We start from the raw sequence: 24,942 nt of genomic DNA, 5'->3' as shown, positions 1-24,942 counted from the left end.
ATATCCGCGACTTTAAGTCTAACTATTTATTTTGTAGTGCATTATCAAATGGCTTTATTTCACCCTTTTCAATTTTAATAATGCGATCGCAGTATTTCAACGTACTCTTTCTATGCGCTACTATAATCATGGTCAAGTTTTCGTTCTGCAAGGAACGAATAGCTTCTGTTATTTCAGTTTCAGTTTCATCGTCAAGTGCAGAAGTAGCTTCATCAAACAAAAGTACTTTCGCTTCATGATAAAGTGCTCTAGCTATTCCTATTCGTTGTCTTTGGCCACCGGATATTTTAGAGCCACGTTCACCAATCAGTGTGTCAAATTTTTCAGGTAAATTTTCGACAAACTCTAATAGTTGTGCTTTCTCCAATGATTTTTTGAGTCGATTTTCATCCACTTTATCAGCAGGTATACCGAATGCTACGTTGTCGCGAATACTCCCGTCAATCAAAAATACGTCTTGTCTAACATAGCCAATTTTGTTTTGCCATGACGCAAGATTGTGTTGTTCTAGTTTAACTCCATCGATTTCTATATTTCCATTATAATTATCAACAAAACCCAAAAGGATATTGATCAATGTAGTTTTACCAGAACCAGATTTCCCAACTATCCCAATTGACTCACCTTTTTTCACGACAAGATTGATTTCTTTAAGTAGTGGAAATTCACTATTAGGAAATTGAAATGAGAGTTGATTTATTTTTATTGAATTCTGAAAATCACCAAGTTGAACTACCTTATTTGATTCATTATGGGGAAGAAATTCTTCCATTATTTTCAAATTGAACATTTGCCCCTTTACGTTCATCAATGCAAGCATCAATCTGTTGATCGAAGGTAACGCTCTGTATGCTGCTAAGGCAAAAACGCTAAGCATAGCTATGATTTTTTCTGGATCCTGAAGATAATAGAGTCCATAAATCAAAATGGTCAACACGGCCAGTATAACACATATTTCGACAAGCCTGTTAGGAATGCTTTGAATAGTATTTAATATGATTTTAATTTTTTTACTTTCCCTGATTTTATCTTGGTAAGCATTCTCGAATGAATTAAATACATTTCCTATGACGACATCTACATAACCAAAAACTATTTCAAAAACAGGTTTTCTTACCAAAGGGGAAAGTGCATTAAGTCTTGCAAAGTAATATGCAATTCTCTTCTTTGTGAGGTTATAGAATAGAAGAAAAACAGGTATTACAATTAAGGCAAGAGTGATCAGAATTTTATAGTCGTAAAGAGCGAGAGAAGTTATGATTAATACGAGCATTAAAAATTCACTAATAAATAAAATAATTTGTACGAGTAGCGATTGACTGAAATTCTGAGGAACAGTTATGATGCGATTCAGGATTTTGTTCGAATTATTTTCATTGAAATAGCTGTAGCCTTTTTTATAAATTGACCGAAGCATATCTTTCGAAATACTTTCATAAGCACTCCAAATGAATCTCATTTGAGATCGTTGTATCCACAATCCAAATAGATTTTTAGAAACTATAAATAGAAAGATAATTGCACAAATGGAGACGATAAATATTTTTTCGTCGGTAAATTCTAGAGCATGGTAGGTGAACGATAAAGATTCTGATTCTTGAATAAAACCAGGTTTAAGAATTAAAGCTAGAATAGGAAGAATTGCTGCTAAGCTTAACAAGTCGAGAATAGAATTAACGACTATCCCCGCCAATAATAATAATGATTTGATTCTATATTTTGATGGAAGTATTTTCAGTGATATGCTGATACTTTCGATTATCACATTTTTCTTCATCTTCTTACAGTTTTGGCAATTGTTAAAGTTATGAGATAAAAGGGGATCACTGGAATTTTATAGCGCATAAGTGTGCCAAAATTATATGTACTTACACCTACAGCAAATGCGAATAGCAATGAAAAAGTTAAACAATACAAGACAATAGGGTCGTTTAATTTCACCCACAATTTTATTGGTGAATTGAAGATTGCACCGATAAACACTAGGACTGAGAACACAAGTATTATTAAACTCTCTGTAGCTGCAAGTAGCATAAGTGGATTTTTTACTTCCCAGGGCCATGGACGGAAAAGTGTGACTATCACACCTTTAGGAGCAAGTCCCAAAAAACTGCTAAAACTTCCATCTAGATTGCCAAGGGTATAGCCAGAATTGTCTCCATCTCGTGCGCCCCAGCCATACCTAATATCATGGGCAGTAACCATTGCCGTATGTGCTATTTTATCCAGTGCATAACGTGAATCACTTTGACTGATTTGCTGAAGTACAATATATCCTAAGCCTAAAAATAAGACCATTAAAAATGGCTTTAAAAATGTCCTTAATAAAGCACTATTTATTTGACTTGAAAATTTGGAATAAAGAAAGATCGAAGTGGCAGCCAAAAAGCATAATAGGATATAAATTTTTATGGAGAATAATATCCAACCAAAAAAAACAAGGAGAAAAATGTTTCTTAATGGGTTTGATTTCCAAACCGTGATTTGAAATAGTGCATATGTCATCCAACATAAGGCACTAAGCGTGATAGAATCTTTTAATATTCCAGAGCCCCAGAAAATCACTGAAGGTACAAAAAGGCAGGCAATGGCCAGATATTTAGTTTGGTCTGGGTATAAGCGTTGAAAAGTTGAAAATAATGCCCAATGGCCGCTGAAAGCAAATGCTGCAAAAAAAAGTGCAGTCGCAGAGTATGTGCTGCCTGTTAGGATATCAAAAAATGATGCTATTTTTATTACGAAATAGGAAGCTTCATCTCTATAGAGCCAAATGTTAGAAGTGTATTTGAAAATGTCTCCTTGGAATTCCCCACCACTATTTAGCCACATCTTTACAGCTAAAAATGGATGATCCATAAAGGCCTGCCAAATCAATCTGCTACCATGTGTATGAAATGTAAAGGTATCCCCACCTTGGTAGTAAAACTGATAAATCAACCCTAAGGAAATTGCCCCAACAATCTTTGCCAGAAGTCCAATGATAAAATAAGACTTAGTTGCCGAATTAGTAACTAATGGTCTAATTACAAACGCTACAATGAGTAAAATGAAAAAATAGAATGGGCTTATGATGAGATCTTGAATGCCCATTAGTTTAATTGATATTTGAGCAGTGAATTGCTATCTAGTTGTTGAAATTTCGGAGAAATTAGTTGGTCTGATTTGTTCTTGGCAATGATCCAATATTTGTCAGATTCATGTAGTCTGTCTAACTCTATGTCTGACACTAATTTCTCTCCAACTTTTTCAAAACCTCTAAGGCCAATGGTTTTGTGGACACAATTTGGTGCAATTTCTTCCGCAATGTCAGTAATCTTTCTAACTGTCATTTTGGGTATCAGAATTTCACCTCCTTCTATATACTGAAGGGCATAAAACAAACTATCAGCTGATTGCTCTTCTGAGCAGAAAAATCTAGTCATTTCTGGATGGGTTATAGGAATAATGCCCGTTTTGGCCAATTCTTTGAATAGGGGTACCACTGACCCTCGTGATCCCCATATATTGCCTAATCGAAGAATAGAAAACTTGCTTATTTCATTTCCAGCATTCAAAAAAAGTTTTTCTGCCGCTTGTTTTGAATTACCATAAATTGAAATCGGATCTACGGCCTTATCTGTAGAAGCAAGTATTACCTTCTTTATTTCATTTTCAAGCGCAGCATGAATCACATTTTTTGTACCCTCTACATTGGTTTTTAGACATTCTTCAGGGTTTTCTTCGCAAATGGGTATGTGTTTCATAGCTGCCGTATGAATCACTAGGTCGGCACTTTTCATTTTTTCACTTAACCTTTCAGCATCCCTAATGTCTCCAATCACCCATTGGATCATAGGAAATTTGGTAGAAGGATACTGCCGACGTAGTTCATATTGCTTCATCTCATCCCGCGAATAGATCGTAATTGTTTTGAGTTTTGGAAACTTGCTCAAAGCTCTTTCAATGAATGCTCGACCCAGAGTTCCTGTTCCGCCTGTAATAAATATGGACTGATGATTCAGCATGGTTCGAAGTTAAAGGATTTGGGTAAATGATGATTCCATTATTTCGACGAATTAAGAAAATTGATAGACTGATAACCAAACAGATGAACTTATTTAGATTTGAAAAAAAATACAATGCCTACATCATTAGTCACCGGCGGAGCTGGATTTATTGGAAGTCATGTTGCAGAAGAGCTTTTGGCCAAGGGTCATCGGGTTATTATTGTAGATGATCTCAGCGGAGGGTCATTGAAAAATGCTCCAAAAGATGCAGCCTTTGTTGAAGGTTCTATTCTTGACGAAGCATTTCTGAGTAGCATTTTTGACGAATATGCAATTGATTATATATATCATTTGGCAGCTTATGCAGCTGAGGGATTGAGTCACTTTATAAAAAAATTCAATTATCAAAACAATCTAATAGGTAGTGTGAATCTGATCAACGAAGCTGTGAAGCATGAGATAAAGTGTTTTGTTTTCACTTCATCGATTGCAGTGTATGGCAGCCAGCCAACTCCAATGACTGAAAAAATGATTCCTCAACCAGAAGACCCCTACGGGATAGCCAAATATGCCGTTGAGCAAGAACTGGTGGTGAGTAAGGAAATGTTTGGATTGGATTATGTGATTTTCAGACCTCATAATGTTTATGGTGAAAGACAAAATATTTCAGACCCCTATAGAAATGTGATTGGAATTTTCATGAACCAGTTAATGAATGGAGAATCTTTATCCATTTTTGGAGATGGTCATCAAACCAGAGCATTTACCTATATCAAGGATATTGCTCCTATATTAGCTAGGTGTGTGGATAAAAAAGAAATGTATGGTCAAGTATTTAATATTGGGGCAGATCAGGAAATTTCGGTGAGAAATTTGGCCAAAATGGTAATGCATGCTATGAAGACAGAATCAACTATTGATTTTCTGGAGGCTAGAACTGAAGTACTCCATGCTTTCTCTTCTCATCAAAAACTAATTGATTATTATGGGAAGATTCCAAGTACTCATTTGAATATAGGCTTGGAAAAAATGGCCAAATGGGCTCAGTCTGTCTCTCATGAACCAACCAAAAAATTCGACCAGATAGAGATAACTAAAAATTTACCTTCTTTTTGGAAATAGCATAAATTACTGATCGATTATGAGCAGGTCAAAAAGAATACTCTTTATCACACCATACCCAAAGGATACTGCTGGATCACAACGATTCCGTTTTGAGCAATATCTGAATTTCTTATCAAATGAAGGGTTAGCTTATGAAACACAGTCTTTTATAGATGATTCCACATGGTCTATATTGTATAAAGAAGGACGACTATTTCAAAAATTCTGGGGGATAATCAAAGGTTTCGTCAGACGAATCTGGTTGCTTGCTAGATTGCATCGGTTTGAGTTTGTTTTTGTGCATCGAGAAGCTACACCCTTAGGTTTTCCTTTATTTGAGTGGGTGGCGTCCAAAGTTTGGAGAAAAAAAATGATCTATGATTTCGATGATGCTGTTTGGTTGCCGAACACTACTTCAGAAAATCAACTAATCGCATGGTTCAAATACCCTGAAAAAGTTAAAAAAATTATTTCCTGGAGTTCCAAAGTGAGTGCTGGCAATCAGTATTTAATTGATTTTGCTTCACGATTTAACCAGGAAGTATGCTATAATCCTACCACAATAGATACCAAAAACAGACACTTACCTCAAAATAATGAATCAGATGAACTAATAATTGGCTGGACGGGTACTCATTCTACCTTGAAATATCTTGAAGTATTGAGAAAGCCTTTGGAAAGGCTTTCTGAGAAGTTTCAATTTGAGTTTGTGGTCATAGCGGATAAAGTGCCAGAGCGTCCTTATCCAAATCAAAATTTTTTGGAATGGAATAAGGAAAGTGAAATTACCGATTTGAATCAAATTGATATTGGAGTAATGCCTTTAGAAGATGATAAATGGTCTAGAGGTAAATGTGGTTTCAAAGCGCTACAGTTTATGGCCCTGGAAAAGCCTGTATTGGTTTCGCCAGTGGGTGTTAATCAAGAAATTGTTGAACCAGAGGTCAATGGATATCATTGTGAAACAACTGAAGATTGGGAAACAAATCTGCGATTGTTAATGGAAAATAAAACGCTTAGAAAACAATTGGGACAAACGGGCAGGAAAAAAGTGATTGAAGAATTTTCAGTCGAATCCAATGCTAAGAATTTTCTTCAGTTATTTAAATGAGCTAAAGACTCTTCAAATACTCTTTAGCCAAATCATGGGTGCGTGCTTTTTTATTTGACAATTTTTTGACCATTTTAAATTTCTCCTTCGCTTCTTCTTTATTTCCTCTGTCTGCATCGTATCTTCCTAAATTAAGCATAGAATACAGGTAGTACCCTTTTTCTTGCGCACCAATTTCATCTCCATATTTGACACAGAGTTTATAGTACTTTTCAGCTTCTTCGGGTTCATCTTGATGTGCCTTGATTTCTGCAAGAAAAAAAGCGGCATATCGACCACTGTTTTGCTCATATCCTACAAAACCACTATCAATCTTAGCGATGATCGATTTAGAAATATCTTCTGCCTCAGTATATCTTCCTGTCGTATAAAGCATGCGTGCATAATAGCGCTGGAAATATGCATTATTTGGGAAAGTCTGATTTAAGTATTCAGCAATAAATAGTGCTGATTTTTTATCATGCTCTTCATCGGCTTGGATTCTCATCAAAAAATACTGCGCTTCTGTCCTCGTGAAAAAAGCATTGTTGGCCACTTCCTTGAGTTGTTTCAGTCCTAATTCTTTATCCCCATCCCTAAAAAACATCATGATGGGTTTTAAAATTGGATAGTTCTCGGGAATCCAAACAGAATAGTAATTATATAACGCATCACCGAATAATATTTCTGGTCCAAATTCTTCATGACCTCTGCAATAATCCAAGTACTTCATTGCGTTTTTTCCTGCGGTTGCAGCTTTTCTCCAGGCGTGCCTTTCGGCATATAGCCGACCCTTAAATGCATAAGCCGCTGATAAAAAGAATCCACCTTCAACACTGCTGCCATGCTCTAAAATATTTTCGGCAATAAGTATCGTACTATCCATATATACGAGCATGGCCGAATCATACTGTTCATCTTGAATATTTGGCACAATGCGCCACCATTGACTTAGACCTAATAAAAAATAGGGAAGCGGGTGCCAACCGTATTTGCCTTTGAGCCATCGAAATTGTGAATCAGCTCGGTTAAAATCAAAATTATACATGCTATTGATTCCTTCCGTACACTCGATTTGGATTTCAGTGTCGGTAAGTAGCACAGGTATGCTGTCTGTTGGATTTGCTTCAACTCTAATCGAAAAAAAACAGAAAAGGGCAACTATAAATAACAGTGTTCGCATCAATTCTTGCTGAGAAATATTCAATGTGCATAAAGCTAATACAAGCTAAACAATTACGTGAGATCTTTTAGGTTGGATTTAAATTTCTTCGGTTTTACTTACCAAGCTTCGAAGTTCACTATCAATTTTACTTGAAAGGGTTTTGATTTTTTCGATGTATAATTTGGTGTCTGACCAATCTTCGGGTTGGTTTGAAAGTAAATTAGTTAACCCCAATAATGAAGTGATCGGGCCTCTCAGTTGATGGGCAGATACGAAGGCTACTTCTTTTAGTTTTTTGTTTTGAGCGGTGATTTTCTTTTCATAAAGTTTTTCTCTAGTCACATTTCTAAATGACAAGGCCACTTTATTACTACACTTGGGAAGGGTTTTGACGGGGTGGTATTCTACCGCAATCCACATGCTTCTTCCATTTTTTGTGGTAAAATGATGCTCACCATTCACTATTTTTCCATTTAGTGCTATATCAAACTCCCTTTTGAAATCCACAATGTTATCAGGGTGTACAAAGTCAGTGCTCATTTCACCAACGCATACTTCATGTGACCAATATTTTAGTAAAAATTCCCGAAATCGTCGATTATATGAGACTATGCGATAGTCAGCCGCTACAACCAAATTGGCCACAGTCGTACTGTCCTGTATAGCTTCTAATAACTGCAAGGTTTCCTGCAGGTTTTCGGCAATCCTCTCTTTCATAGCTGATGGTTAGGTATGAAAATTTATCAATATGATTTGAAAGTTATAGCCTGAATCGAAATTAATTTTAGGAGTTGCGTTAAAATATTAAAAAAAGAACCCCATCTGCCGGCTGCAGATAGGGTTCAGGTTCTCAATTATGAAATTTTAGAGATATTTTAATTCAGTACAATCGTATTGATGCTTGCTTCTTTTAACCAATTGGAGTTTTTTAGGTTTTTTAATTTGATACAGCCTACTAAGAAGTTTCCTTTTTCACTGTAGTATTTTTCTTCAATAGAATCGAAGTCCTCAAAATTGGGGGAGGTCCCATCATATCTTACATAAAGCCTCAGGTCGAAGTCTTCGCATAATTTAAATTTGCCTTGATTCTTTGACTTCTTTTTATACTCATACCTATAATTGTGATTGAGCGCAGAAATATCTGATAAGACGGCAGAGCCTGTCGGCTTATCTCCAGCTCCTTTTCCATATAAAAGCTGACTTTCGGAAAAGGCACTTTCTAGTACTACAGCGTTGTATTCATTGCTGGTTTGAGAAAGTACTGAACCTATAGGAATGAATGTGGGTAGACAATAAGCTTCAATTTTATCACTGTTTCTTCTGCACTTAGAAATCAATTTGATTGTCAGGCCTCTTTTCTTAGCATAGTCAATGTCAAACTCATTGATTTTAGAAATGCCATAGTTAAATACCTCTTCTGGCTTAGTTACCAGACCAAAAGCATGAAATAATAGGATGCATAATTTGTATTTAGGATCTATGCCTTCGACATCAAGCGTGGGATCGCTTTCTGCAAAGCCCAAATCTTGAGCTTCTTTCAGCACTTCATCATACGTTTGAACACCATCCAAAAGTTTGGACAAAATGAAATTAGTTGAACCATTAAATATGCCTTCAAGCGAAGACAATAAATCATTGTCATAGTACTCTTCGAGATTTCTGATGATTGGAATACTCGCACAGCAAGAAGCTTCATACAAAAAGGATACTTTGTTTTTTTCTTGTAGTTCCAGTAGCTCTTCTAGGTGTTCAGCGATCATTTTTTTATTGGCTGATACTACTGATTTCCCATTATTCATGGCTGTAGTCACAATTTCAAACGCTGCTTCTGCATCATCGATTAACTCTACGATTACATCTATGTTATCATTTTGAAGCAATTCATCTTTATTGTCTGTGAAATAAGAAGCATCTAAGGATCTGGACTTATTCAGATCCTTGATGCATATTTTCACTATTTCTGAATTGATGGAGTTGGATTGTTGAAGAACATGGTATAAGCCTTGCCCAACACAGCCGAAGCCGAAAATGCCTAGTTTGAGGTTTTTCATTCTTATGCTAATACAGCGTTTTTTTCTTTTGATTTAATTTTTTCAAATGCTACTTCTAAATCTTGAATCAGATCTGAAGGATCTTCCGTGCCGACTGATAATCTTACCAAAGAATCTTGGATGCCAGCAGCTCTGCGGATATCATCTGGCGTACCTTTATGTGTCATGGTGGCTGGATGACAGCAAAGACTCTTGACACCACCCAGACTTTCTGCCAATTTGAAAAGCTGCGTGTTTGTTACCAAATCGGTGGCTTTTTCTATCGAATCTTCTTTGAAAGCAAAAGACACTACAGCTCCGTAATATTTTTGTTGCTTAGTGGCCAAAGCATGACTTGGGTGTTGTTTTAATCCTGGATAATTTATGATTTTCAATTCGGGTTTGTTAACCAAATACTCAGCGATGATTTCTGCATTTCTACATTGTTTTTCTACCCTTAGCCCCAGCGTCTGAATACCACGAATGGTCAACCAACTGTCCCATGGTCCAAGGATACTTCCAGTTGCATTCTGAATAAACTTGATTTCTTCGGCTAGTTCTTTTGTTTTAACGGCCACTAGGCCAGCGATCACATCAGAATGACCTGCGATATACTTCGTAGCACTATGCAATACGATATCAGCGCCTAAATCCAATGGTTTTTGAAGAATTGGAGAAGCGAAAGTATTGTCGACCACCACAAGGCAGTCATACGAATGTGCGATCTTCGAAATGGTTGCGATGTCAGTGATTTTAAGGGTAGGGTTGGTTGGAGTTTCCAACCAGATCAGTTTGGTATTAGGGGTAATGTTGTCGATAATGTTTTCTGGTTCAGTAGTGTCTGTATAGTGAACCGTGATACCAAATTTCTTGTATAACTTTTCAAATGATCGGAAAGTACCACCATAAATGTCATCTACAGCGACAATCTCATCTCCAGCCTGGCAAAGTTTGATTACTGCATCTACTGCAGCTAATCCACTCGCAAAGGCGAACCCACCAGCTCCATTTTCCAGTTTAGAAATTGTGTCTTCCAAAACTTGGCGGGTAGGATTGTTGGATCGACTGTAGTCGAAGCCTTTGTTTACTCCTGGTGCATCTTGCACAAACGTGGAGGTTTGATAAATGGGAGTCGAGAGTGCACCGGTCAACGGATCTGACAGGATGCTGTGTAAAATTTCTGTTGTCTCTTGCATGTCTTTATTTTTTTAAAGTTTACAAGGAGACTTTTCAAGGGTCCATTGTCTGGAATGGACAAAAAAAAATGTCCTTTCCAGACAAGCTAGAAAGGACATCGTATATTTTTTTGATATTGAGTCTATCCAATCCGCTTATCTGTCCCGATTTTCATCAGGATTGGAGTTAGCACCTTCTGTTGTTTCCAACAAGGGTTGCTAAGGTTTCACAGGGCCAAATCCCTCCACCTTTCTTGATAAGTCATCCAATAATTTACTTAGAACGAGTCACAAAGATATGGGCTAGAATTTTTCTTGTGCAAGAAAAATTGTGAAATATTTATTTCGGACTAGTGCAGCCACCGTACTTTGTTGGCATTATTATCCATCTCAAATGAACTGGTTTTTCCTGTTTCACTTTTGAATTTAATTTCATCAAAACCTCCGAATTCTCGCCCTAATGGCATAAATTCTGTAGTTTCCAGTGACTCATAAGGAAGGTGAATAATTTCAAAAATGACATCGCCTTTGTGCAATAAATTTTGATAGTGAATTTTTGATTCGTCGACAGTTTTAATTTCTGCGAAATCAATATTCTCCTCGTACCATTTCATGGTATTGATGAAATCAGAAGAAGTGATCGAAAAAAACATGGCTTTGGTATTGGCACTATCCGCTGGATTTGGTTTATCAAATATTTGCACTTGATTTCCGTCAGGATCTGCAGTAAGAAAGTACCTCATTTCAAGATTTTTATCCTCAGTTACATCTTCGATTATCTTTTGATTAGAGGCTAATAATTTTTCTTTTATCTCTTCGAATTTGTTTGTGGAGAACCCGATTTTAGAAATGCCATTCACATACTTTTTCCCTTTTGGAAATTGAACCTGACTCTTGAGTAATACATTTTTCCCCTGCTTAATGTATAAGTTGAAATTCCCTGTTTTCATCTTTACATGTTGTTGTGGTTTGTATTCTTTGATCGATATATCCAAATACTTTCTGTACCAAGTAGCCGAAAGTTTGACATCTCGAGCTATGATAGTTGCGCCACTTAATTGAAAATCAGTTTCATCCGTTTGGGCAAAAAGTTCGTATGAAGTCGTACAGACAAAGGAAATCAGAATAATGATAAGGGCAGTTTTTGTAGATTGAATCATAGCTTTTTGAAAGACTTCTTATTCAAAGTAAAATAAATCTCGCGATATAGGCTCAGTCTATCTCCATTTCAAAAAAAATTATAGGTTCGAATCGACATCCTCAATTAATCGTAGTAATTTTGAGCCTATTTAAAATGAATCTAAATTATTCCATTTTCGAATGAGTAAAGATGATCAAATATTAGAGGAATTTACCTCAAAAGAATACGAACATGGCTGGTCAGTAGACTTGGAAGCTGATGAGGCACCCAAGGGACTGAACGAGGACATTGTTCGATTTATTTCAAAAAAGAAAAACGAGCCGGAATGGTTGCTAGATTGGAGGTTGGATGCGTTTGCTAAATGGCAAGCGATGAAAGAACCTACTTGGCCCAACGTAAAATATCCTAAAATCGACTATCAGGACATCAAGTATTATTCTGCTCCCAAGCAGAAAAAAACACCTGAAAGTTTGGATGACGTAGATCCAGAATTGCTCGATACTTTCGAAAAACTTGGAATTTCACTAACGGAGCAAAAGAGATTGACAGGAGTGGCTGTAGATGCAGTGATTGATTCTGTATCTGTGGCGACTACTTTCAAAGATACTTTAGGCAAGTTGGGAATCATTTTCTGTTCGTTCAGCGAAGCGGTAAAAGAGCACCCTGAGTTGATTAAGAAATATATTGGGTCTGTCGTGCCGAAGTCTGACAACTATTACTCAGCATTAAATTCGGCAGTGTTTTCTGATGGATCTTTCTGTTACATCCCTAAGGGCGTAAGATGCCCGATGGAGTTGTCAACCTATTTCCGAATCAATGCGGCCAATACCGGTCAGTTCGAAAGAACACTGATCGTAGCGGATGAAGGTTCTTATGTGAGTTACTTGGAAGGGTGTACTGCACCCATGCGGGATGAAAATCAGTTGCACGCGGCAGTAGTCGAAATAGTAGCACACAAGGATGCTGAAGTAAAATACTCAACCGTGCAAAACTGGTACCCTGGCGACAAAAATGGCAAGGGTGGTATTTACAACTTCGTAACCAAACGAGGTATCTGTGCCGGCGATCATTCTAAAATCTCATGGACACAAGTTGAAACGGGGTCAGCCGTAACCTGGAAATATCCTTCTTGTATTTTGAAAGGAGATTATTCAGTAGGTGAATTCTATTCAGTGGCTGTAACTAATAACTACCAGCAAGCAGATACAGGTACCAAAATGATTCATTTGGGTAAAAACACCAAGTCTAGAATTGTATCAAAAGGTATTTCTGCGGGTCATTCGCAAAACAGCTACAGAGGACAGGTACAGGTTTCAAAACGAGCAACTAATGCTAGAAACCACTCTCAGTGTGATTCTTTGTTAGTTGGTAACTTGTGTGGAGCTCATACTTTCCCATACATTGATATAGAGAACTCATCTGCACATGTGGAGCACGAGGCAACTACTTCTAAGATTGGTGAAGATCAAATCTTCTACTGTACCCAGCGGGGAATTGATGAGGAAAATGCAGTGGCATTGATCGTTAATGGTTACGCTAAAGAAGTACTCAATCAATTGCCAATGGAGTTTGCAGTGGAAGCTCAGAAGCTTCTAGCACTAACCCTAGAGGGCTCAGTAGGATAATCTCCAATTACTAATACATTCAATAAGAAATAAAATTTGCAGCAATGCTTAAGATAAAAAATTTACAGGCACGAGTAGAAGAGAAAGAAATTCTCAAAGGGATCAACCTTGAAGTAAAACCAGGTGAGGTACATGCTATTATGGGACCTAATGGTTCTGGTAAAAGTACTTTGGCTTCTGTGTTGGCAGGTCGTGATGATTACGAAGTGACTGGCGGTGAAGTAGAATATATGGGTCAAGACTTATTGGACTTGGCTGCTGAAGAAAGAGCAAGAGAAGGTATCTTCTTGGCATTCCAGTACCCAGTAGAGATTCCTGGAGTGACTACTACTAACTTCATGAAAACTGCACTGAATCAAATCAGAGAGCATAAAGGACAGGAGCCTTTAGATGCAGTGGCTTTCTTAAAGCGAATGAAAGAGAAGATGGCATTGGTTGAGATCGATCAATCATTGTTAAGCCGTTCATTGAATGAAGGTTTCTCTGGAGGAGAAAAGAAAAGAAACGAAATTTTCCAAATGGCGATGCTCGAGCCAAAGTTGGCGGTATTAGATGAAACAGATTCTGGGTTGGATATTGATGCCTTGAGAATTGTGGCTAACGGAGTAAATGCTCTAAAATCTGCAGATAATGCTACCATCGTGGTGACTCATTACCAGAGATTGTTGGACTATATCGTGCCGGATTTCGTGCACGTCTTGTACCAAGGTAGAATTGTAAAGTCTGGAAATAAAGATTTGGCTTTAGAACTTGAGAAAAGAGGGTACGACTGGATCATCAAAGAATTAGAAGAAGCTTAAGCATGAGCGATTTGGATAAAAAAATATTTGGTCAGGAGCTAGTCGATCAGGCAGCGCAATTCGTAGCCAACATGAATGGCAGTGCGATTCCTCAATTGGGGGAAAATCGTAAGAAGGCGCTCAATTTCCTGAAAGACAATGGCTTTCCTGGACCACGAGCAGAAGAGTATAAATTCACTAAGTTGACAAAAGCAATCAGCAAAAATTTCGACTTGTCGAAATACGCTGATATAGACGAGTTACCTCAGGAATTGATCAATGACATCAAAGCCAAACACGAAGGCGCAAATGTTTTGTTCTTTGTGAATGGAAAATATGATACAGAGAATTCAATTGTAGTTTCCCCAGAAGAGCAACTGAAAATTGAGTCATTGAAAGATTATGCAGCTGAGAATGATGTGAATGAATTGTTCAAAGACGACTCAGATCCATTTGAAGCACAAAATAATGTCTATGCCAATGATGGCGTAGTAGCTCAGATTGCCAAAGGCAAAGTAGTGGCTGCTCCTGTGATTTGTTATTATATCTCTGTGAATGACGGCAATGCCAATCACGGATTTATTAAAAATATTTATGTCGCTAATGAAAGTAGCCAGGCTGATTTTGTGCATTTTCATTTGTCATTTGGCAACGAGAGCACCTTTATCAATGAGTCGAAAAACTACATTGTTAAGCAAAACGCTCACGTAAGTTTATACAAGATTCAAGAAGAATCACCAAAGGCAGTTTACATTGGCAACACTCGCGTGTATCAAGAAAGAGATAGTGTTTTCTCTTCTTATGTATTTACGCTTGACGGAGAAGTGGTAAGAAACAACCTGCACATCGAAGTGGATGGTGAAGGCTGTGAAAGCAACATGTTTGGATTGTACTTGACTAAAGGCAAGACGCATGTTGATAACCATACGACAGTGGATCACCGCAAGCCAAACTGTAACAGCAATGAGCTGTACAAAGGCGTGATGGACGATCAGTCTCGTGGTGTTTTCAATGGAAAAATATTTGTGCAGCAAGAAGCACAAAAAACAAATGCATTTCAGTCCAATGGCAACATCCTTTTGTCCGACGATGCCGTAGTAAATACCAAGCCACAATTGGAGATTTGGGCAGATGATGTGAAGTGTTCGCACGGATGTACCACTGGCCAATTGGACGAAGAGGCAATTTTCTATTTGAGAGCCCGAGGGATCGACAAAGAAAAGGCTACTTCAATGATACTGTTAGCCAATGTGGCTGAGGTCATTGAAAAAGTGAATCTCGGTTGGTTGAAAATGGAAATTACCGATAAAGTAATTGCAAGACTGAACGTATAAGTGACATGGTAGACGCAGCGATAGATATTGAAGCAATAAGAAAACAATTTCCCATTCTTCATCAGGAAGTCAATGGTAAACCTTTGGTTTATTTTGACAATGCTGCAACGTCGCAGAAACCTCAGTGTGTCATTGATGCGCTGACACACTACTATAATACCGATAATGCCAACATACATAGAGGCATTCATACTTTGGCAGAAAGAGCCACCACGGCTTTTGAAGACACTCGTATAACAGTGGCGAAATTTCTGAATGCCAATGAAGTAGAAGAAATCATTTTTACCAAAGGCACGACAGAAGGCATCAACTTGGTGGCTGCCACTTTTGGAAGAAAATTCATCAACGAAGGAGACGAGATTATCGTTTCTGCTTTGGAACATCATTCGAATATTGTGCCTTGGCAAATTCTTTGTGAAGAAAAAGGTGCGGTATTGAAAGTGATTCCGGTCAATGAAAAAGGAGAATTGATATTTGACGAATATGTCAAATTATTGTCTGACAAAACCAAATTGGTTTCAGTCAACTATATATCCAACGCTCTGGGTACAATTAATCCAGTGAAGGAAATCATCACTGAAGCACACAAAGTGGGTGCGAAAGTGTTGATTGATGCAGCACAAGCTGCCCCACATGTAAAAATGGATGTAAAGGCTCTGGATTGTGATTTCTTGGCTTTCTCTGCACATAAAGTATATGGACCAACTGGCGTAGGTGCTTTGTATGGCAAACGAGCGTTGCTCGAAGCCATGCCACCGTACCAAGGAGGAGGAGAAATGATCAAAGATGTGAGTTTCTCGGGCACAACTTACAATGACATTCCTTACAAGTTTGAAGCGGGTACGCCGAATATCGGGGAAGTAATCGCCTTCAAATCAGCTATTGATTTTGTGGAGGATTTGGGACAAGAAAATATTGCTCGTTACGAAGTTGAGTTGATGGCTTATGCCAATGATTTGTTGAAGGATGTTGACGGGTTTACACCCGTGGGCACTGCTGATAAAAAAGCAAGCGTGATCTCATTCTTGATCGACGGCGTTCACCCATTCGACTTGGGTCAATTGCTAGATGCCAAAGGTATCGCCGTTCGAACGGGACATCACTGTGCTCAGCCTTTGATGGAATTTTTTGACATCGAAGGAACGGTGAGGGCCTCATTCTCTGTTTACAATACAAAAGAAGAAATCAAATATTTTGTGGACTCGCTCAAAGCGGTCATCAAAATGTTTAAGTAAAGTAAAAGCCCTTTGGGCTCCAAGTATGGCTACAATTAATTCCATTCAGGAAGATATAATAGAAGATTTCGGTATGCTCGATGGCGACATGGAAATGACCATCGGCTATGTGATGGAACTTGGAGCCAAGTTACCTGAGTTACCAGTCGAATATCAAACAGATGAAAATATTGTAAAAGGCTGTCAGTCTAAAGTTTGGCTTCACGCCAAAATGGAAGATGACAAAGTCGTTTATCAAGCAGACAGTAATACGGCTATTACCAAAGGTCTAGTGAGTTTGTTGGTGAGAATATTAACCAATCAAACCCCAGATGATATATTGAATGCTGATTTATTCTTCCATGAAAAAATTGGGATGAATCGTTTTATAGGTACTCAGCGTTCTAATGGTTTCAAGGCGATGATCAAACAAATGCAGATTTACGCCTTGGCGATGAAAGCAAAAATTAACTAAGATGGCAGAAGAGAAAGACTTAAAAGAAAAAGTGCTCGCAGCAATCAAGATGGTCTATGACCCGGAGATTCCTGTGGATGTGTATGAGCTGGGATTGATCTATGAGATCAACATTTTCCCTGTGAATAACGTCTATGTGTTGATGACATTGACTTCACCTGCTTGTCCTTCGGCAGAAGCACTGCCAGAGGAAATCAAGCAGAAAATAGAAGAAATCGAAGGCGTAGGCAAAGTGGATGTAGAAGTGACTTTCGATCCACCCTACGAGACAGATATGATGTCCGAAGCGGCGAAGTTGGAACTTGGTTTTATGTAAACGTTTTTGTCATTTCGACGTTAGGAGAAATCTTACCGCCCTTGTTGGTGTTGTCACCAACAAGTAACAAATTGAAATTAAGAATATTAAATACGAACAAGATATGTATCCAGAAGAACTAGTAGCTCCCATGCGAGCAGATTTATCCTCTGCGGGATTTGAAGAATTAAAAACTGCAGATGCAGTAGAAAAGCATTTGACTGACCACAGTGGTACTACTTTATTGGTAGTAAATTCTGTATGCGGATGTGCGGCGGGAGCAGCTCGACCAGGCGTGAAATTGGCAGTTGAGAACAGTACAAAAAAACCTTCGCATCTAACTACAGTATTTGCAGGTGTAGACGCTGAGGCCGTTCAGAAAGCAAGAGAATATACATTGCCTTATCCTCCGTCGTCCCCATCAATTGCTTTGTTCAAAGATGGTGAATTGGCACATTTTGTAGAAAGACACCACATCGAAGGCCGTAGCGCAGAAATGATCGCTGATCATTTGGTGCAGGTATTCGACGAATTTTGTTAATTAATATAGAATCAAGAAATTAGAGCCAAGAACCAAGATGACATGTCTTGATTCTTGGCTCTTTTGTCTTTTAATCTAAAAGAACTATGGCTAAAACCGAATCTACCATGATGCCCTTGGGTACTACCGCCCCTGCATTCTCACTTCCTGACACAGTTTCTGGAAATACCAAAAGCTTCTCAGATATCAAATCCGACAAAGGCACAGTGGTGATGTTCATTTGTAATCACTGTCCTTATGTGATTCATGTGCAGGAAAAAGTAGTAGCGCTAACTAAGGAATATCAAGAAAAAGGTATAGGCTTCGTAGCCATTAGTTCCAATGACGTGGAAAACTACCCAGACGATTCACCAGAGTTGATGAAGAAGCATGCGGAAAAGTACGGTTTTACTTTTCCTTATCTCTACGATGAATCACAAGAGATTGCTCAAGCCTATCAAGCGGCCTGCACGCCAGATTTTTTTGTTTTTGATGGTAAAGACAAGTGTGTGTATCGTGGCCGATTAGATGGCGCTACACCAAGCAACAACGTACCTATCACTGGCGATGACTTGAGTTTAGCTTTGCGTAATCTAGTAGCAGGCCTTCCTGTGGATACCGAACAACACCCAAGTCTGGGTTGCAACATCAAGTGGAAATAGAACTTACCAATTTTCTTGGCTCTTGATTCTTAAATCTTGCATCTTGTTTTATCTTACGCTGAGGTTTTGGAAATGGGCTTTGTTATAGTCTAAATACTAAAGTCTAACCACTAAATACCCAAATATGTCTGTTCATCAATCCAACATCAAAAGAGTCACCACTCACCAACTCCAGGAAATGAAAAATCGTGGAGAGAAAATCTCCATGCTCACGGCCTATGATTTCTCAATGGCTAGGATTCTGGATCAGGCAGGTATTGACGTGTTACTGGTAGGAGATTCCGCCTCCAATGTCATGGCGGGAAATGAAACCACTTTACCAATTACATTGGATCAAATGATCTATCATGCACAAGGGGTGGTGAGAGCGATCAGTAGAGCGTTTGTGGTAGTGGATTTACCTTTTGGTAGCTATCAGGGCAATTCTTCCGAAGCTTTAAGGTCCGCCATTAAAATCATGAAGGAATCAGGGGCGCATTCTGTCAAGCTGGAAGGTGGAGCAGAGATTCAGGAAAGTGTGACAAGAATATTGAGTGCAGGTGTACCTGTCATGGGGCATTTAGGTTTGACACCCCAGTCGATTTATAAGTTTGGTACTTATACCGTACGAGCCCGTGAGGAAGCCGAAGCAGAGAAGCTAATTGCCGACGCTAAGCTGCTTGAAGAGACCGGTTGCTATGCACTTGTTTTAGAAAAAATCCCAAGCAAACTGGCTAAGCGAGTAGCCGAAACCATCAACATTCCTGTGATCGGCATTGGTGCTGGCCCACATGTAGATGGCCAGGTTTTAGTGACGCACGACATGCTAGGTATCACGCAAGAGTTTCAACCCAGATTCCTACGCCAATACACCGATATGAGTCAGATCATGACCGAAGCCGTCCAAGGCTACATCAAAGACGTCAAAGCCAAGGACTTCCCAAGCGATAAGGAGAGTTATTAAAAATGGGAGAGAGTTTTTCGAGGTGGGCAAATGATTTGAATAAACAGAACAGACAAACCCTGAAAGGAACAAGATCTTCTGGTTATTCTAATTTTGATAAATCCTACATTACCAATTACATCATTTCCAGAAAACCATTAGTTTTCAAAGAAGCCAGTCCCGAATATCTAGAAAAATTGCATCGCAGATTAAAGGCTGCACGAAAAAAGGAAATTAGAAGAAAAATTAAGGCGATGATTATTTCTGCAGTGTTTGTTGGTTGCCTGATTTACTGGGTCTTTGGCTAATTTTACAATACTGTCATTTCGCAAAGAATTCGACGACAGTCGGATGACTGTAGAAATCTTATCAGCTGATGGCAGACTGCTAGTAACAAAGGAGATTCCTCCGCTGCACTACGGAATGACTTTGAAGCAGGTCCTCAAGTTGTACGATAGTCAAAGGCTCATCCAAAATTCTGAAATAGTAACTAAAACCAAGGGATGAGTTCTTACATTTGTAAGACTTCAATTACAAAATACAAGCATGGCAAAATTAGATTGGAAAACCGAAAAAGAATATGAGGAGATCACTTTCAAGACCTTAAATGGAGTGGCTCGAATCGCTTTCAATAGACCCGAATGCCGCAACGCATTTACCCCGAAAACCGTGGACGAACTGTGGGAGGCTCTAATAATTTGTCATGAAAGCCAGGAAATTGGTGTGGTTTTGATCACTGGAGAAGGGCCATCGCCCAAGGATGGCGGTTGGGCATTTTGTTCGGGTGGAGATCAGCGCGTACGTTCAACTACCGGATACAAAGGAGCGAATGGCATTAATCGATTCAATATTTTGGACGTCCAGCGTCAAATTCGGTTCATGAATAAGGTGGTCATAGCAGTAGTTCCTGGATGGGCAGTTGGTGGAGGACATAGTCTGCACGTGGTTTGCGACTTGACGATTGCCAGCAAGGAGCATGCGATATTCAAGCAGACTGATGCTGATGTGGCTAGTTTTGATGGAGGTTTTGGTTCTGCTTATTTGGCTCGACAAGTCGGTCAGAAAAGAGCACGTGAGATATTTTTCTTAGGGGCAGACTATACCGCACAGGAAGCTTACGAAATGGGCATGGTAAACAAAGTAGTTCCTCACCAAGAGTTGGAACAAGTCGCTTACGATTGGTCACAGGAAATCATGACCAAAAGCCCAACAGCCATAAAAATGTTGAAATTCGGATTCAATTTAATCGATGATGGATTGGTAGGGCAGCAGGTATATGCAGGAGAAGCCACCCGATTGGCTTATGGAACTGATGAAGCTGTAGAAGGAAGAAATGCCTTTCTGGAGAAAAGAGAAAGAGACTTTTCAAAATTCCCCAAGTTTCCATAATACAAATGGGCTGGATCAGATAGTCTTGTCCTATTGATAAAGTAGAAGTGCGAAGTGGAGGGTGAATATTTTTTTCAAGCCCTTTCGTTGACGTTAAATATTCTATGCTCAAGCTATTAACTGCCCAATAAATACCCCTTTCTACAAACATTTATTAAATTCGCTGACTTAAAGCAACTGAGTCGCCGATCCGGGCAATCTACGACTCCTGACCCTGCCAACTTTGATAGCTATCGGGGTTGAACCAAAAACAATTTTGTTGGGTATTTAATTAATTGAAGGAAAAGAAAAATGGCACAAAACGCTAAAATTATTTACACGAAGACGGACGAAGCGCCGGCACTCGCCACCTATTCATTTTTGCCTATTGTACAGGCATTTACAAAAGCAGCAGGAGTAGAAGTTGAGACCAGAGACATTTCTCTGGCAGGAAGAATTATTGCTAATCTATCTGAGTACTTAACAGATGATCAAAAAATCGGTGATGCTTTAGCTGAACTTGGACAGCTAGCTAAAACACCCGAAGCAAACATCATCAAATTGCCTAACATCAGTGCTTCGATTCCACAGTTGCAAGAAGCTATCAAGGAGCTTCAGGCCAAAGGATACAAGTTGCCAAACTATCCTGCCAGTCCTAAAAACGACGAAGAAAAGAAAATCAAAGCGGCTTACGCTAAAGTTTTGGGCAGCGCGGTAAACCCAGTTTTGAGAGAAGGAAACTCGGACAGAAGAGCACCTAAAGCGGTGAAAAACTTTGCTAAGAAAAATCCGCATTCGATGGGCGCTTGGGCTTCGGACTCAAAGTCGCATGTAGCGAGCATGAATGAAGGCGATTTCTACGGCAGTGAAAAATCTGTGACTGTGGCTGACGCTACTGACGTGAAAATCGAATTCGTAGGAGCTGACGGATCTACGAAAGTATTAAAAGAAAAGACGTCTTTGTTGGCAGGTGAAATCATAGATGCGTCAGTGATGAACATGGCAGCTTTGAAAGCTTTCATTGCCAAAGAAGTTGAAGATGCAAAAGCAAATGGTGTATTGTTTTCATTACACATGAAAGCAACCATGATGAAGGTGTCAGATCCTATCATCTTCGGAGCAGCTGTAGAAGTATTTTATGCTGAAGTGTTTGAAAAATATGCAGATTTATTTGCAGAGCTAGGCGTGACAGCTACTAACGGTATTGGTGATGTTTATGCGAAAATAGCGGGTCATGCCAAAGAAACAGAAGTAAAGGCTGACTTGGATGCAGTTTACAAAAATCGCCCAGATTTAGCCATGGTGAATTCTGACAAAGGAATCACCAACCTTCACGTACCAAGTGATGTGATCATTGACGCTTCGATGCCAGCAATGATTCGAACTTCTGGCCAGATGTGGAACGCCGCAGGTAATCAGCAAGACACCAAAGCAGTCATTCCTGACAGATGTTACGCAGGTATTTACCAAGAAACGATCGACTTCTGCAAGAAGCATGGAGCGTTTGATCCTACTACTATGGGTAGCGTGCCCAACGTAGGATTGATGGCACAGAAAGCAGAGGAATACGGGTCACATGATAAGACATTCCAAATGTCAGCCACTGGTACTGTGACTGTAACGGATGCGGCTGGAAAGGTATTAATGGAGCAGTCGGTAGAGGCTGGCGATATATTTAGAATGTGTCAGGTGAAAGATGCACCGATTCAGGACTGGGTAAAACTAGCCGTATCAAGAGCGAAAGCGACTGGCAATCCTGCTGTTTTCTGGTTGGACGAAAACAGAGCACACGATGCACAGCTGATTGCTAAAGTGAATACCTATTTGAAAGATCACGATACCAATGGATTGGATATCATGATTAAATCACCTGAAGAAGCAACGAAGTATTCTCTAGAAAGAATCAAAGAAGGAAAAGATACTATTTCCGTTACTGGTAATGTATTGAGAGATTATTTGACTGACCTTTTCCCTATTCTGGAATTAGGAACGAGTGCAAAAATGCTTTCGATAGTACCATTGATGAACGGCGGTGGATTGTTCGAAACTGGTGCAGGTGGATCTGCACCTAAGCACGTGCAACAGTTCAACCAAGAAGGCCACTTGAGATGGGATTCTTTGGGTGAATTTTTGGCATTGACAGTTTCATTAGAGCACTTAAGTCAAACTACAGGCAATGAGAAAGCACAGGTATTGGCGGATGCACTGGATGAAGCCACTGGCAAATTCTTAGAGTTAGGTAAATCACCTTCAAGAAAAGTGAATGAAATTGATAACAGAGGCAGTCACTTTTACTTGATGACGTACTGGGCGGAAGCATTGGCAGCACAAGACAAAGACGTTGAGTTGAAGGCTAAATTTGCAGAAGTGTCTAAGTCATTGGCAGCAAATGAAGATAAGATCAACGAAGAATTGATCGCTGCTCAAGGAGCAGAGGTGAATATTGGTGGGTACTACCAACCAACTGAGCAACTAGCTTCCGATGCGATGCGACCAAGTACAACATTGAACGGTCTTTTGGCGTCAATAGCTTAATTAGAAAATGAACAGTACTTACAACATCCAAACCCTTGATTCAATGCCAGCAAATGCTATTTGTTGTTGTATCAGGCATTAGTGATAGTGTAAGACGTTAATATAGAAATTATAAACCTCGTCTTATGGCGAGGTTTTTTTGTTTGTGGTAACTTTAGGCTAAGATTAAATTCTTCAATCATTTTGTCAGAACGAGAATTTAATTTGGCCTTGAATTAATTCCGATTAAAAATTCAGGCTAAAAAAATTGAAATGAAATCCACTGTTTGAACGAAGCGAGTTTGGATTTCAGTACGGGACAACCTGAATTTTAGGAATTTATTCACAGCCTTGTCTTTTTTTGTTTCGTTTTTTGGGACAAGCTAAAAAATGAAAAACAAGTTATTATAATTGAGTAAAATGGAACTAACCAATTATCAAATCTTATTATTGTTCGCCGTAGGCGGATTAGTAGCGATCATTGGACCGCTGGTGATCAGTCGATTACTACGTCCGAATCGACCGAACGAAGAAAAGCTCACCACCTACGAATGTGGTGAAGACCCAACCGGTACCGCATGGGGAAAATTCAATATTCGCTTTTATGTGGTGGCGTTGGTTTTTGTCCTTTTCGAAACGGAATTGCTTTTTCTGTTCCCTTGGGCGATCGTTTTTGGCAATGAACAATTAAACGCAGAAACAGCTGGTAATTGGGGCATGTTGGCCATGATAGAAATGGGCTTGTTCATACTCATTCTTGCTTTAGGCTTGGTTTACGTCTGGGGCAAAGGCTATCTCGAATGGGAAAAACCAGAAGTGAGTGTATTAGATACAGAAAGCAAAGTACCTGAAATTTTGTACAGTGATTTGAATGAGAAGTATGGATAATATTAGTTGTCATTTCGACGCAGGAGAAGTCTAAAGGTTCCTTTTCTCAATTTTAATAAGATATCTCCTATGTCGAGATGACAAAAACAAAAGTCTTGACTCTAATGTCTAACATCTAATATCTAAAAAAACATGAAAGGCCTACTCGATCAACAATTCAATAATGGAGGTGTCATCCTCAGCAATCTCGAGGATTTGACCAATTGGGCGCGAATGTCCAGTATCTGGCCCATGGGTTTTGGTTTAGCATGCTGTGCGATTGAAATGATGGGATCGATGGCTTCAGGTTATGACCTAGATCGCTTTGGGGTAGTGCCGAGAGCCAGCCCTAGAATGTCCGATGTGATGATTGTGGCGGGCACGGTTACTTATAAAATGGGCGACCGAGTTCGTAGGCTCTACGAGCAAATGGCCGAACCCAGATATGTCATCTCCATGGGAAGTTGTGCCAATTGCGGCGGGCCCTATTGGGAACACGGATATCATGTAGTAAAAGGCGTGGATAAGATCATTCCAGTAGATGTGTATGTGCCAGGCTGTCCACCAAGGCCAGAAGCTTTGATTGGTGGTATTATCAAACTTCGAGAAAAAATTGAAAATGAAACTTTGGTCGCTCCTGAAGGGTTCAAAGAAATCTTGGATAAACAAGCCTAAT

Annotated in this window: 24 protein-coding genes and 1 riboswitch; of the genes, 16 read left to right on the top strand and 8 right to left on the bottom strand. The window is 39.2% G+C overall.

The annotated features are described in order from the left end of the window. Positions 1 to 22: 22 nt before the first annotated feature. The 3 genes from ABJH98_RS02895 to ABJH98_RS02885 are packed head-to-tail and all read right to left on the bottom strand — an operon-like array spanning position 23 to position 4,004. The gene (locus tag ABJH98_RS02895; RefSeq protein WP_348306120.1) at positions 23 to 1,777 is read right to left on the bottom strand and encodes an ABC transporter ATP-binding protein; all 1,755 of its coding nucleotides are present in this window, start codon (positions 1,775 to 1,777) and stop codon (positions 23 to 25) included. After that, positions 1,774 to 3,090, bottom strand: coding sequence for a hypothetical protein (locus ABJH98_RS02890; protein WP_348306119.1), 1,317 nt, complete (start codon positions 3,088 to 3,090; stop codon positions 1,774 to 1,776). The genes ABJH98_RS02895 and ABJH98_RS02890 overlap by 4 nt, the downstream gene beginning before the upstream one ends. Then, a complete protein-coding gene (locus ABJH98_RS02885; protein ID WP_348306118.1) occupies positions 3,090 to 4,004 on the bottom strand; it encodes a polysaccharide biosynthesis protein in 915 nt (304 codons plus the stop codon). The genes ABJH98_RS02890 and ABJH98_RS02885 overlap by 1 nt, the downstream gene beginning before the upstream one ends. 114 nt (positions 4,005 to 4,118) lie before the next feature. Here ABJH98_RS02885 and ABJH98_RS02880 point away from each other — a divergent pair, with 114 nt between their 5' ends. Both ABJH98_RS02880 and ABJH98_RS02875 read left to right on the top strand, forming a co-directional pair. Continuing rightward, a complete protein-coding gene (locus ABJH98_RS02880; RefSeq protein ID WP_348306117.1) occupies positions 4,119 to 5,108 on the top strand; it encodes an NAD-dependent epimerase/dehydratase family protein in 990 nt (329 codons plus the stop codon). Positions 5,109 to 5,127: 19 nt separating this feature from the next. Further along, positions 5,128 to 6,201, top strand: coding sequence for a glycosyltransferase family 4 protein (locus ABJH98_RS02875; RefSeq protein WP_348306116.1), 1,074 nt, complete (start codon positions 5,128 to 5,130; stop codon positions 6,199 to 6,201). Position 6,202: 1 nt separating this feature from the next. Here the strand turns inward: ABJH98_RS02875 and ABJH98_RS02870 are convergent, their stop codons facing one another. From ABJH98_RS02870 to ABJH98_RS02850, 5 genes are all read right to left on the bottom strand, one after another. After that, positions 6,203 to 7,363 carry a tetratricopeptide repeat protein gene (locus ABJH98_RS02870; protein WP_348306115.1) on the bottom strand — a complete coding sequence of 387 codons (1,161 nt, stop codon included), beginning with the start codon at positions 7,361 to 7,363 and terminating at the stop codon, positions 6,203 to 6,205. Positions 7,364 to 7,441: 78 nt separating this feature from the next. Beyond that, on the bottom strand, positions 7,442 to 8,062 hold the full coding sequence (locus ABJH98_RS02865; RefSeq protein ID WP_348306114.1) for a PAS domain S-box protein: 621 nt from the start codon (positions 8,060 to 8,062) through the stop codon (positions 7,442 to 7,444). A gap of 158 nt (positions 8,063 to 8,220) precedes the next feature. After that, complete coding sequence (locus ABJH98_RS02860) at positions 8,221 to 9,396, bottom strand: homoserine dehydrogenase (protein ID WP_348306113.1); 1,176 nt, start codon at positions 9,394 to 9,396, stop codon at positions 8,221 to 8,223. Positions 9,397 to 9,398: 2 nt separating this feature from the next. Next, the gene (locus ABJH98_RS02855) at positions 9,399 to 10,571 is read right to left on the bottom strand and encodes a PLP-dependent aspartate aminotransferase family protein (protein ID WP_348306112.1); all 1,173 of its coding nucleotides are present in this window, start codon (positions 10,569 to 10,571) and stop codon (positions 9,399 to 9,401) included. A 132-nt stretch (positions 10,572 to 10,703) separates the two neighbouring features. Then, a riboswitch (SAM riboswitch) is annotated at positions 10,704 to 10,814 on the bottom strand. Between the two features lie 86 nt (positions 10,815 to 10,900). Continuing rightward, on the bottom strand, positions 10,901 to 11,710 hold the full coding sequence (locus ABJH98_RS02850) for a VOC family protein (RefSeq protein ID WP_348306111.1): 810 nt from the start codon (positions 11,708 to 11,710) through the stop codon (positions 10,901 to 10,903). Between the two features lie 160 nt (positions 11,711 to 11,870). On the opposite strand from ABJH98_RS02850, the gene sufB reads away from it, so the two are divergent. The 14 genes from sufB (at position 11,871) to ABJH98_RS02780 (ending at position 24,941) form a co-directional block, all read left to right on the top strand. Further along, a complete protein-coding gene (sufB, locus tag ABJH98_RS02845; RefSeq protein ID WP_348306110.1) occupies positions 11,871 to 13,316 on the top strand; it encodes a Fe-S cluster assembly protein SufB in 1,446 nt (481 codons plus the stop codon). Positions 13,317 to 13,360: 44 nt separating this feature from the next. Beyond that, the gene (gene sufC, locus ABJH98_RS02840) at positions 13,361 to 14,116 is read left to right on the top strand and encodes a Fe-S cluster assembly ATPase SufC (protein WP_348306109.1); all 756 of its coding nucleotides are present in this window, start codon (positions 13,361 to 13,363) and stop codon (positions 14,114 to 14,116) included. 11 nt (positions 14,117 to 14,127) lie between these two features. Next, positions 14,128 to 15,429 carry a Fe-S cluster assembly protein SufD gene (sufD, locus tag ABJH98_RS02835; RefSeq protein ID WP_348306108.1) on the top strand — a complete coding sequence of 434 codons (1,302 nt, stop codon included), beginning with the start codon at positions 14,128 to 14,130 and terminating at the stop codon, positions 15,427 to 15,429. Positions 15,430 to 15,434: 5 nt separating this feature from the next. Then, positions 15,435 to 16,664, top strand: coding sequence for a cysteine desulfurase (locus ABJH98_RS02830; RefSeq protein WP_348306107.1), 1,230 nt, complete (start codon positions 15,435 to 15,437; stop codon positions 16,662 to 16,664). A gap of 25 nt (positions 16,665 to 16,689) precedes the next feature. Then, positions 16,690 to 17,118, top strand: a complete 429-nt coding sequence (locus tag ABJH98_RS02825) for a SufE family protein (protein ID WP_348306106.1) — start codon at positions 16,690 to 16,692, stop codon at positions 17,116 to 17,118. A 1-nt stretch (position 17,119) separates the two neighbouring features. Then, entirely contained in the window at positions 17,120 to 17,434 is a 315-nt protein-coding gene (locus ABJH98_RS02820; RefSeq protein ID WP_348306105.1) for an iron-sulfur cluster assembly protein, read from the top strand. A 103-nt stretch (positions 17,435 to 17,537) separates the two neighbouring features. Next, positions 17,538 to 17,954, top strand: a complete 417-nt coding sequence (locus ABJH98_RS02815; protein WP_348306104.1) for a BrxA/BrxB family bacilliredoxin — start codon at positions 17,538 to 17,540, stop codon at positions 17,952 to 17,954. An 86-nt stretch (positions 17,955 to 18,040) separates the two neighbouring features. Next, positions 18,041 to 18,595 (top strand): thioredoxin family protein, encoded by a 555-nt coding sequence (locus ABJH98_RS02810; protein ID WP_348306103.1) that lies wholly within the window; start codon positions 18,041 to 18,043, stop codon positions 18,593 to 18,595. A 124-nt stretch (positions 18,596 to 18,719) separates the two neighbouring features. Then, the gene (gene panB, locus ABJH98_RS02805) at positions 18,720 to 19,538 is read left to right on the top strand and encodes a 3-methyl-2-oxobutanoate hydroxymethyltransferase (protein WP_348306102.1); all 819 of its coding nucleotides are present in this window, start codon (positions 18,720 to 18,722) and stop codon (positions 19,536 to 19,538) included. 2 nt (positions 19,539 to 19,540) lie between these two features. Next, positions 19,541 to 19,825 carry a hypothetical protein gene (locus ABJH98_RS02800; protein ID WP_348306101.1) on the top strand — a complete coding sequence of 95 codons (285 nt, stop codon included), beginning with the start codon at positions 19,541 to 19,543 and terminating at the stop codon, positions 19,823 to 19,825. 238 nt (positions 19,826 to 20,063) lie between these two features. After that, entirely contained in the window at positions 20,064 to 20,906 is an 843-nt protein-coding gene (locus tag ABJH98_RS02795; protein ID WP_348306100.1) for a 1,4-dihydroxy-2-naphthoyl-CoA synthase, read from the top strand. A 291-nt stretch (positions 20,907 to 21,197) separates the two neighbouring features. Continuing rightward, a complete protein-coding gene (locus ABJH98_RS02790) occupies positions 21,198 to 23,420 on the top strand; it encodes an NADP-dependent isocitrate dehydrogenase (protein ID WP_348306099.1) in 2,223 nt (740 codons plus the stop codon). 399 nt (positions 23,421 to 23,819) lie between these two features. Next, positions 23,820 to 24,287 (top strand): NADH-quinone oxidoreductase subunit A, encoded by a 468-nt coding sequence (locus ABJH98_RS02785; protein WP_348306098.1) that lies wholly within the window; start codon positions 23,820 to 23,822, stop codon positions 24,285 to 24,287. 132 nt (positions 24,288 to 24,419) lie between these two features. Next, complete coding sequence (locus ABJH98_RS02780; RefSeq protein ID WP_348306097.1) at positions 24,420 to 24,941, top strand: NADH-quinone oxidoreductase subunit B family protein; 522 nt, start codon at positions 24,420 to 24,422, stop codon at positions 24,939 to 24,941. Position 24,942 lies beyond the last annotated feature (1 nt).

It is taken from the genome of Reichenbachiella sp. (assembly GCF_039969095.1).
Taxonomy (GTDB): Bacteria; Bacteroidota; Bacteroidia; order Cytophagales; family Cyclobacteriaceae; genus Reichenbachiella.
This window is presented reverse-complemented; position numbering and strand designations above follow the sequence as displayed.

Bases quoted from the DNA above. Each gene is read 5' to 3' on its own strand.
- ABJH98_RS02780 (WP_348306097.1), top strand. From the start codon at position 24,420: ATGAAAGGCCTACTCGATCAACAATTCAATAATGGAGGTGTCATCCTC.
- ABJH98_RS02815 (WP_348306104.1), top strand. From the start codon at position 17,538: ATGTATCCAGAAGAACTAGTAGCTCCCATGCGAGCAGATTTATCCTCT.
- ABJH98_RS02880 (WP_348306117.1), top strand. From the start codon at position 4,119: ATGCCTACATCATTAGTCACCGGCGGAGCTGGATTTATTGGAAGTCAT.
- panB (WP_348306102.1), top strand. From the start codon at position 18,720: ATGTCTGTTCATCAATCCAACATCAAAAGAGTCACCACTCACCAACTC.
- ABJH98_RS02820 (WP_348306105.1), top strand. From the start codon at position 17,120: ATGGCAGAAGAGAAAGACTTAAAAGAAAAAGTGCTCGCAGCAATCAAG.
- ABJH98_RS02870 (WP_348306115.1), bottom strand. From the start codon at position 7,363: ATGCGAACACTGTTATTTATAGTTGCCCTTTTCTGTTTTTTTTCGATT.
- ABJH98_RS02895 (WP_348306120.1), bottom strand. From the start codon at position 1,777: ATGAAGAAAAATGTGATAATCGAAAGTATCAGCATATCACTGAAAATA.
- ABJH98_RS02885 (WP_348306118.1), bottom strand. From the start codon at position 4,004: ATGCTGAATCATCAGTCCATATTTATTACAGGCGGAACAGGAACTCTG.
- ABJH98_RS02860 (WP_348306113.1), bottom strand. From the start codon at position 9,396: ATGAAAAACCTCAAACTAGGCATTTTCGGCTTCGGCTGTGTTGGGCAA.
- ABJH98_RS02865 (WP_348306114.1), bottom strand. From the start codon at position 8,062: ATGAAAGAGAGGATTGCCGAAAACCTGCAGGAAACCTTGCAGTTATTA.
- sufB (WP_348306110.1), top strand. From the start codon at position 11,871: ATGAGTAAAGATGATCAAATATTAGAGGAATTTACCTCAAAAGAATAC.
- ABJH98_RS02795 (WP_348306100.1), top strand. From the start codon at position 20,064: ATGGCAAAATTAGATTGGAAAACCGAAAAAGAATATGAGGAGATCACT.
- ABJH98_RS02855 (WP_348306112.1), bottom strand. From the start codon at position 10,571: ATGCAAGAGACAACAGAAATTTTACACAGCATCCTGTCAGATCCGTTG.
- ABJH98_RS02825 (WP_348306106.1), top strand. From the start codon at position 16,690: ATGGCTACAATTAATTCCATTCAGGAAGATATAATAGAAGATTTCGGT.
- ABJH98_RS02810 (WP_348306103.1), top strand. From the start codon at position 18,041: ATGGCTAAAACCGAATCTACCATGATGCCCTTGGGTACTACCGCCCCT.
- ABJH98_RS02850 (WP_348306111.1), bottom strand. From the start codon at position 11,710: ATGATTCAATCTACAAAAACTGCCCTTATCATTATTCTGATTTCCTTT.
- ABJH98_RS02800 (WP_348306101.1), top strand. From the start codon at position 19,541: ATGGGAGAGAGTTTTTCGAGGTGGGCAAATGATTTGAATAAACAGAAC.
- ABJH98_RS02785 (WP_348306098.1), top strand. From the start codon at position 23,820: ATGGAACTAACCAATTATCAAATCTTATTATTGTTCGCCGTAGGCGGA.
- sufC (WP_348306109.1), top strand. From the start codon at position 13,361: ATGCTTAAGATAAAAAATTTACAGGCACGAGTAGAAGAGAAAGAAATT.
- ABJH98_RS02890 (WP_348306119.1), bottom strand. From the start codon at position 3,090: ATGGGCATTCAAGATCTCATCATAAGCCCATTCTATTTTTTCATTTTA.
- ABJH98_RS02790 (WP_348306099.1), top strand. From the start codon at position 21,198: ATGGCACAAAACGCTAAAATTATTTACACGAAGACGGACGAAGCGCCG.
- ABJH98_RS02875 (WP_348306116.1), top strand. From the start codon at position 5,128: ATGAGCAGGTCAAAAAGAATACTCTTTATCACACCATACCCAAAGGAT.
- ABJH98_RS02830 (WP_348306107.1), top strand. From the start codon at position 15,435: ATGGTAGACGCAGCGATAGATATTGAAGCAATAAGAAAACAATTTCCC.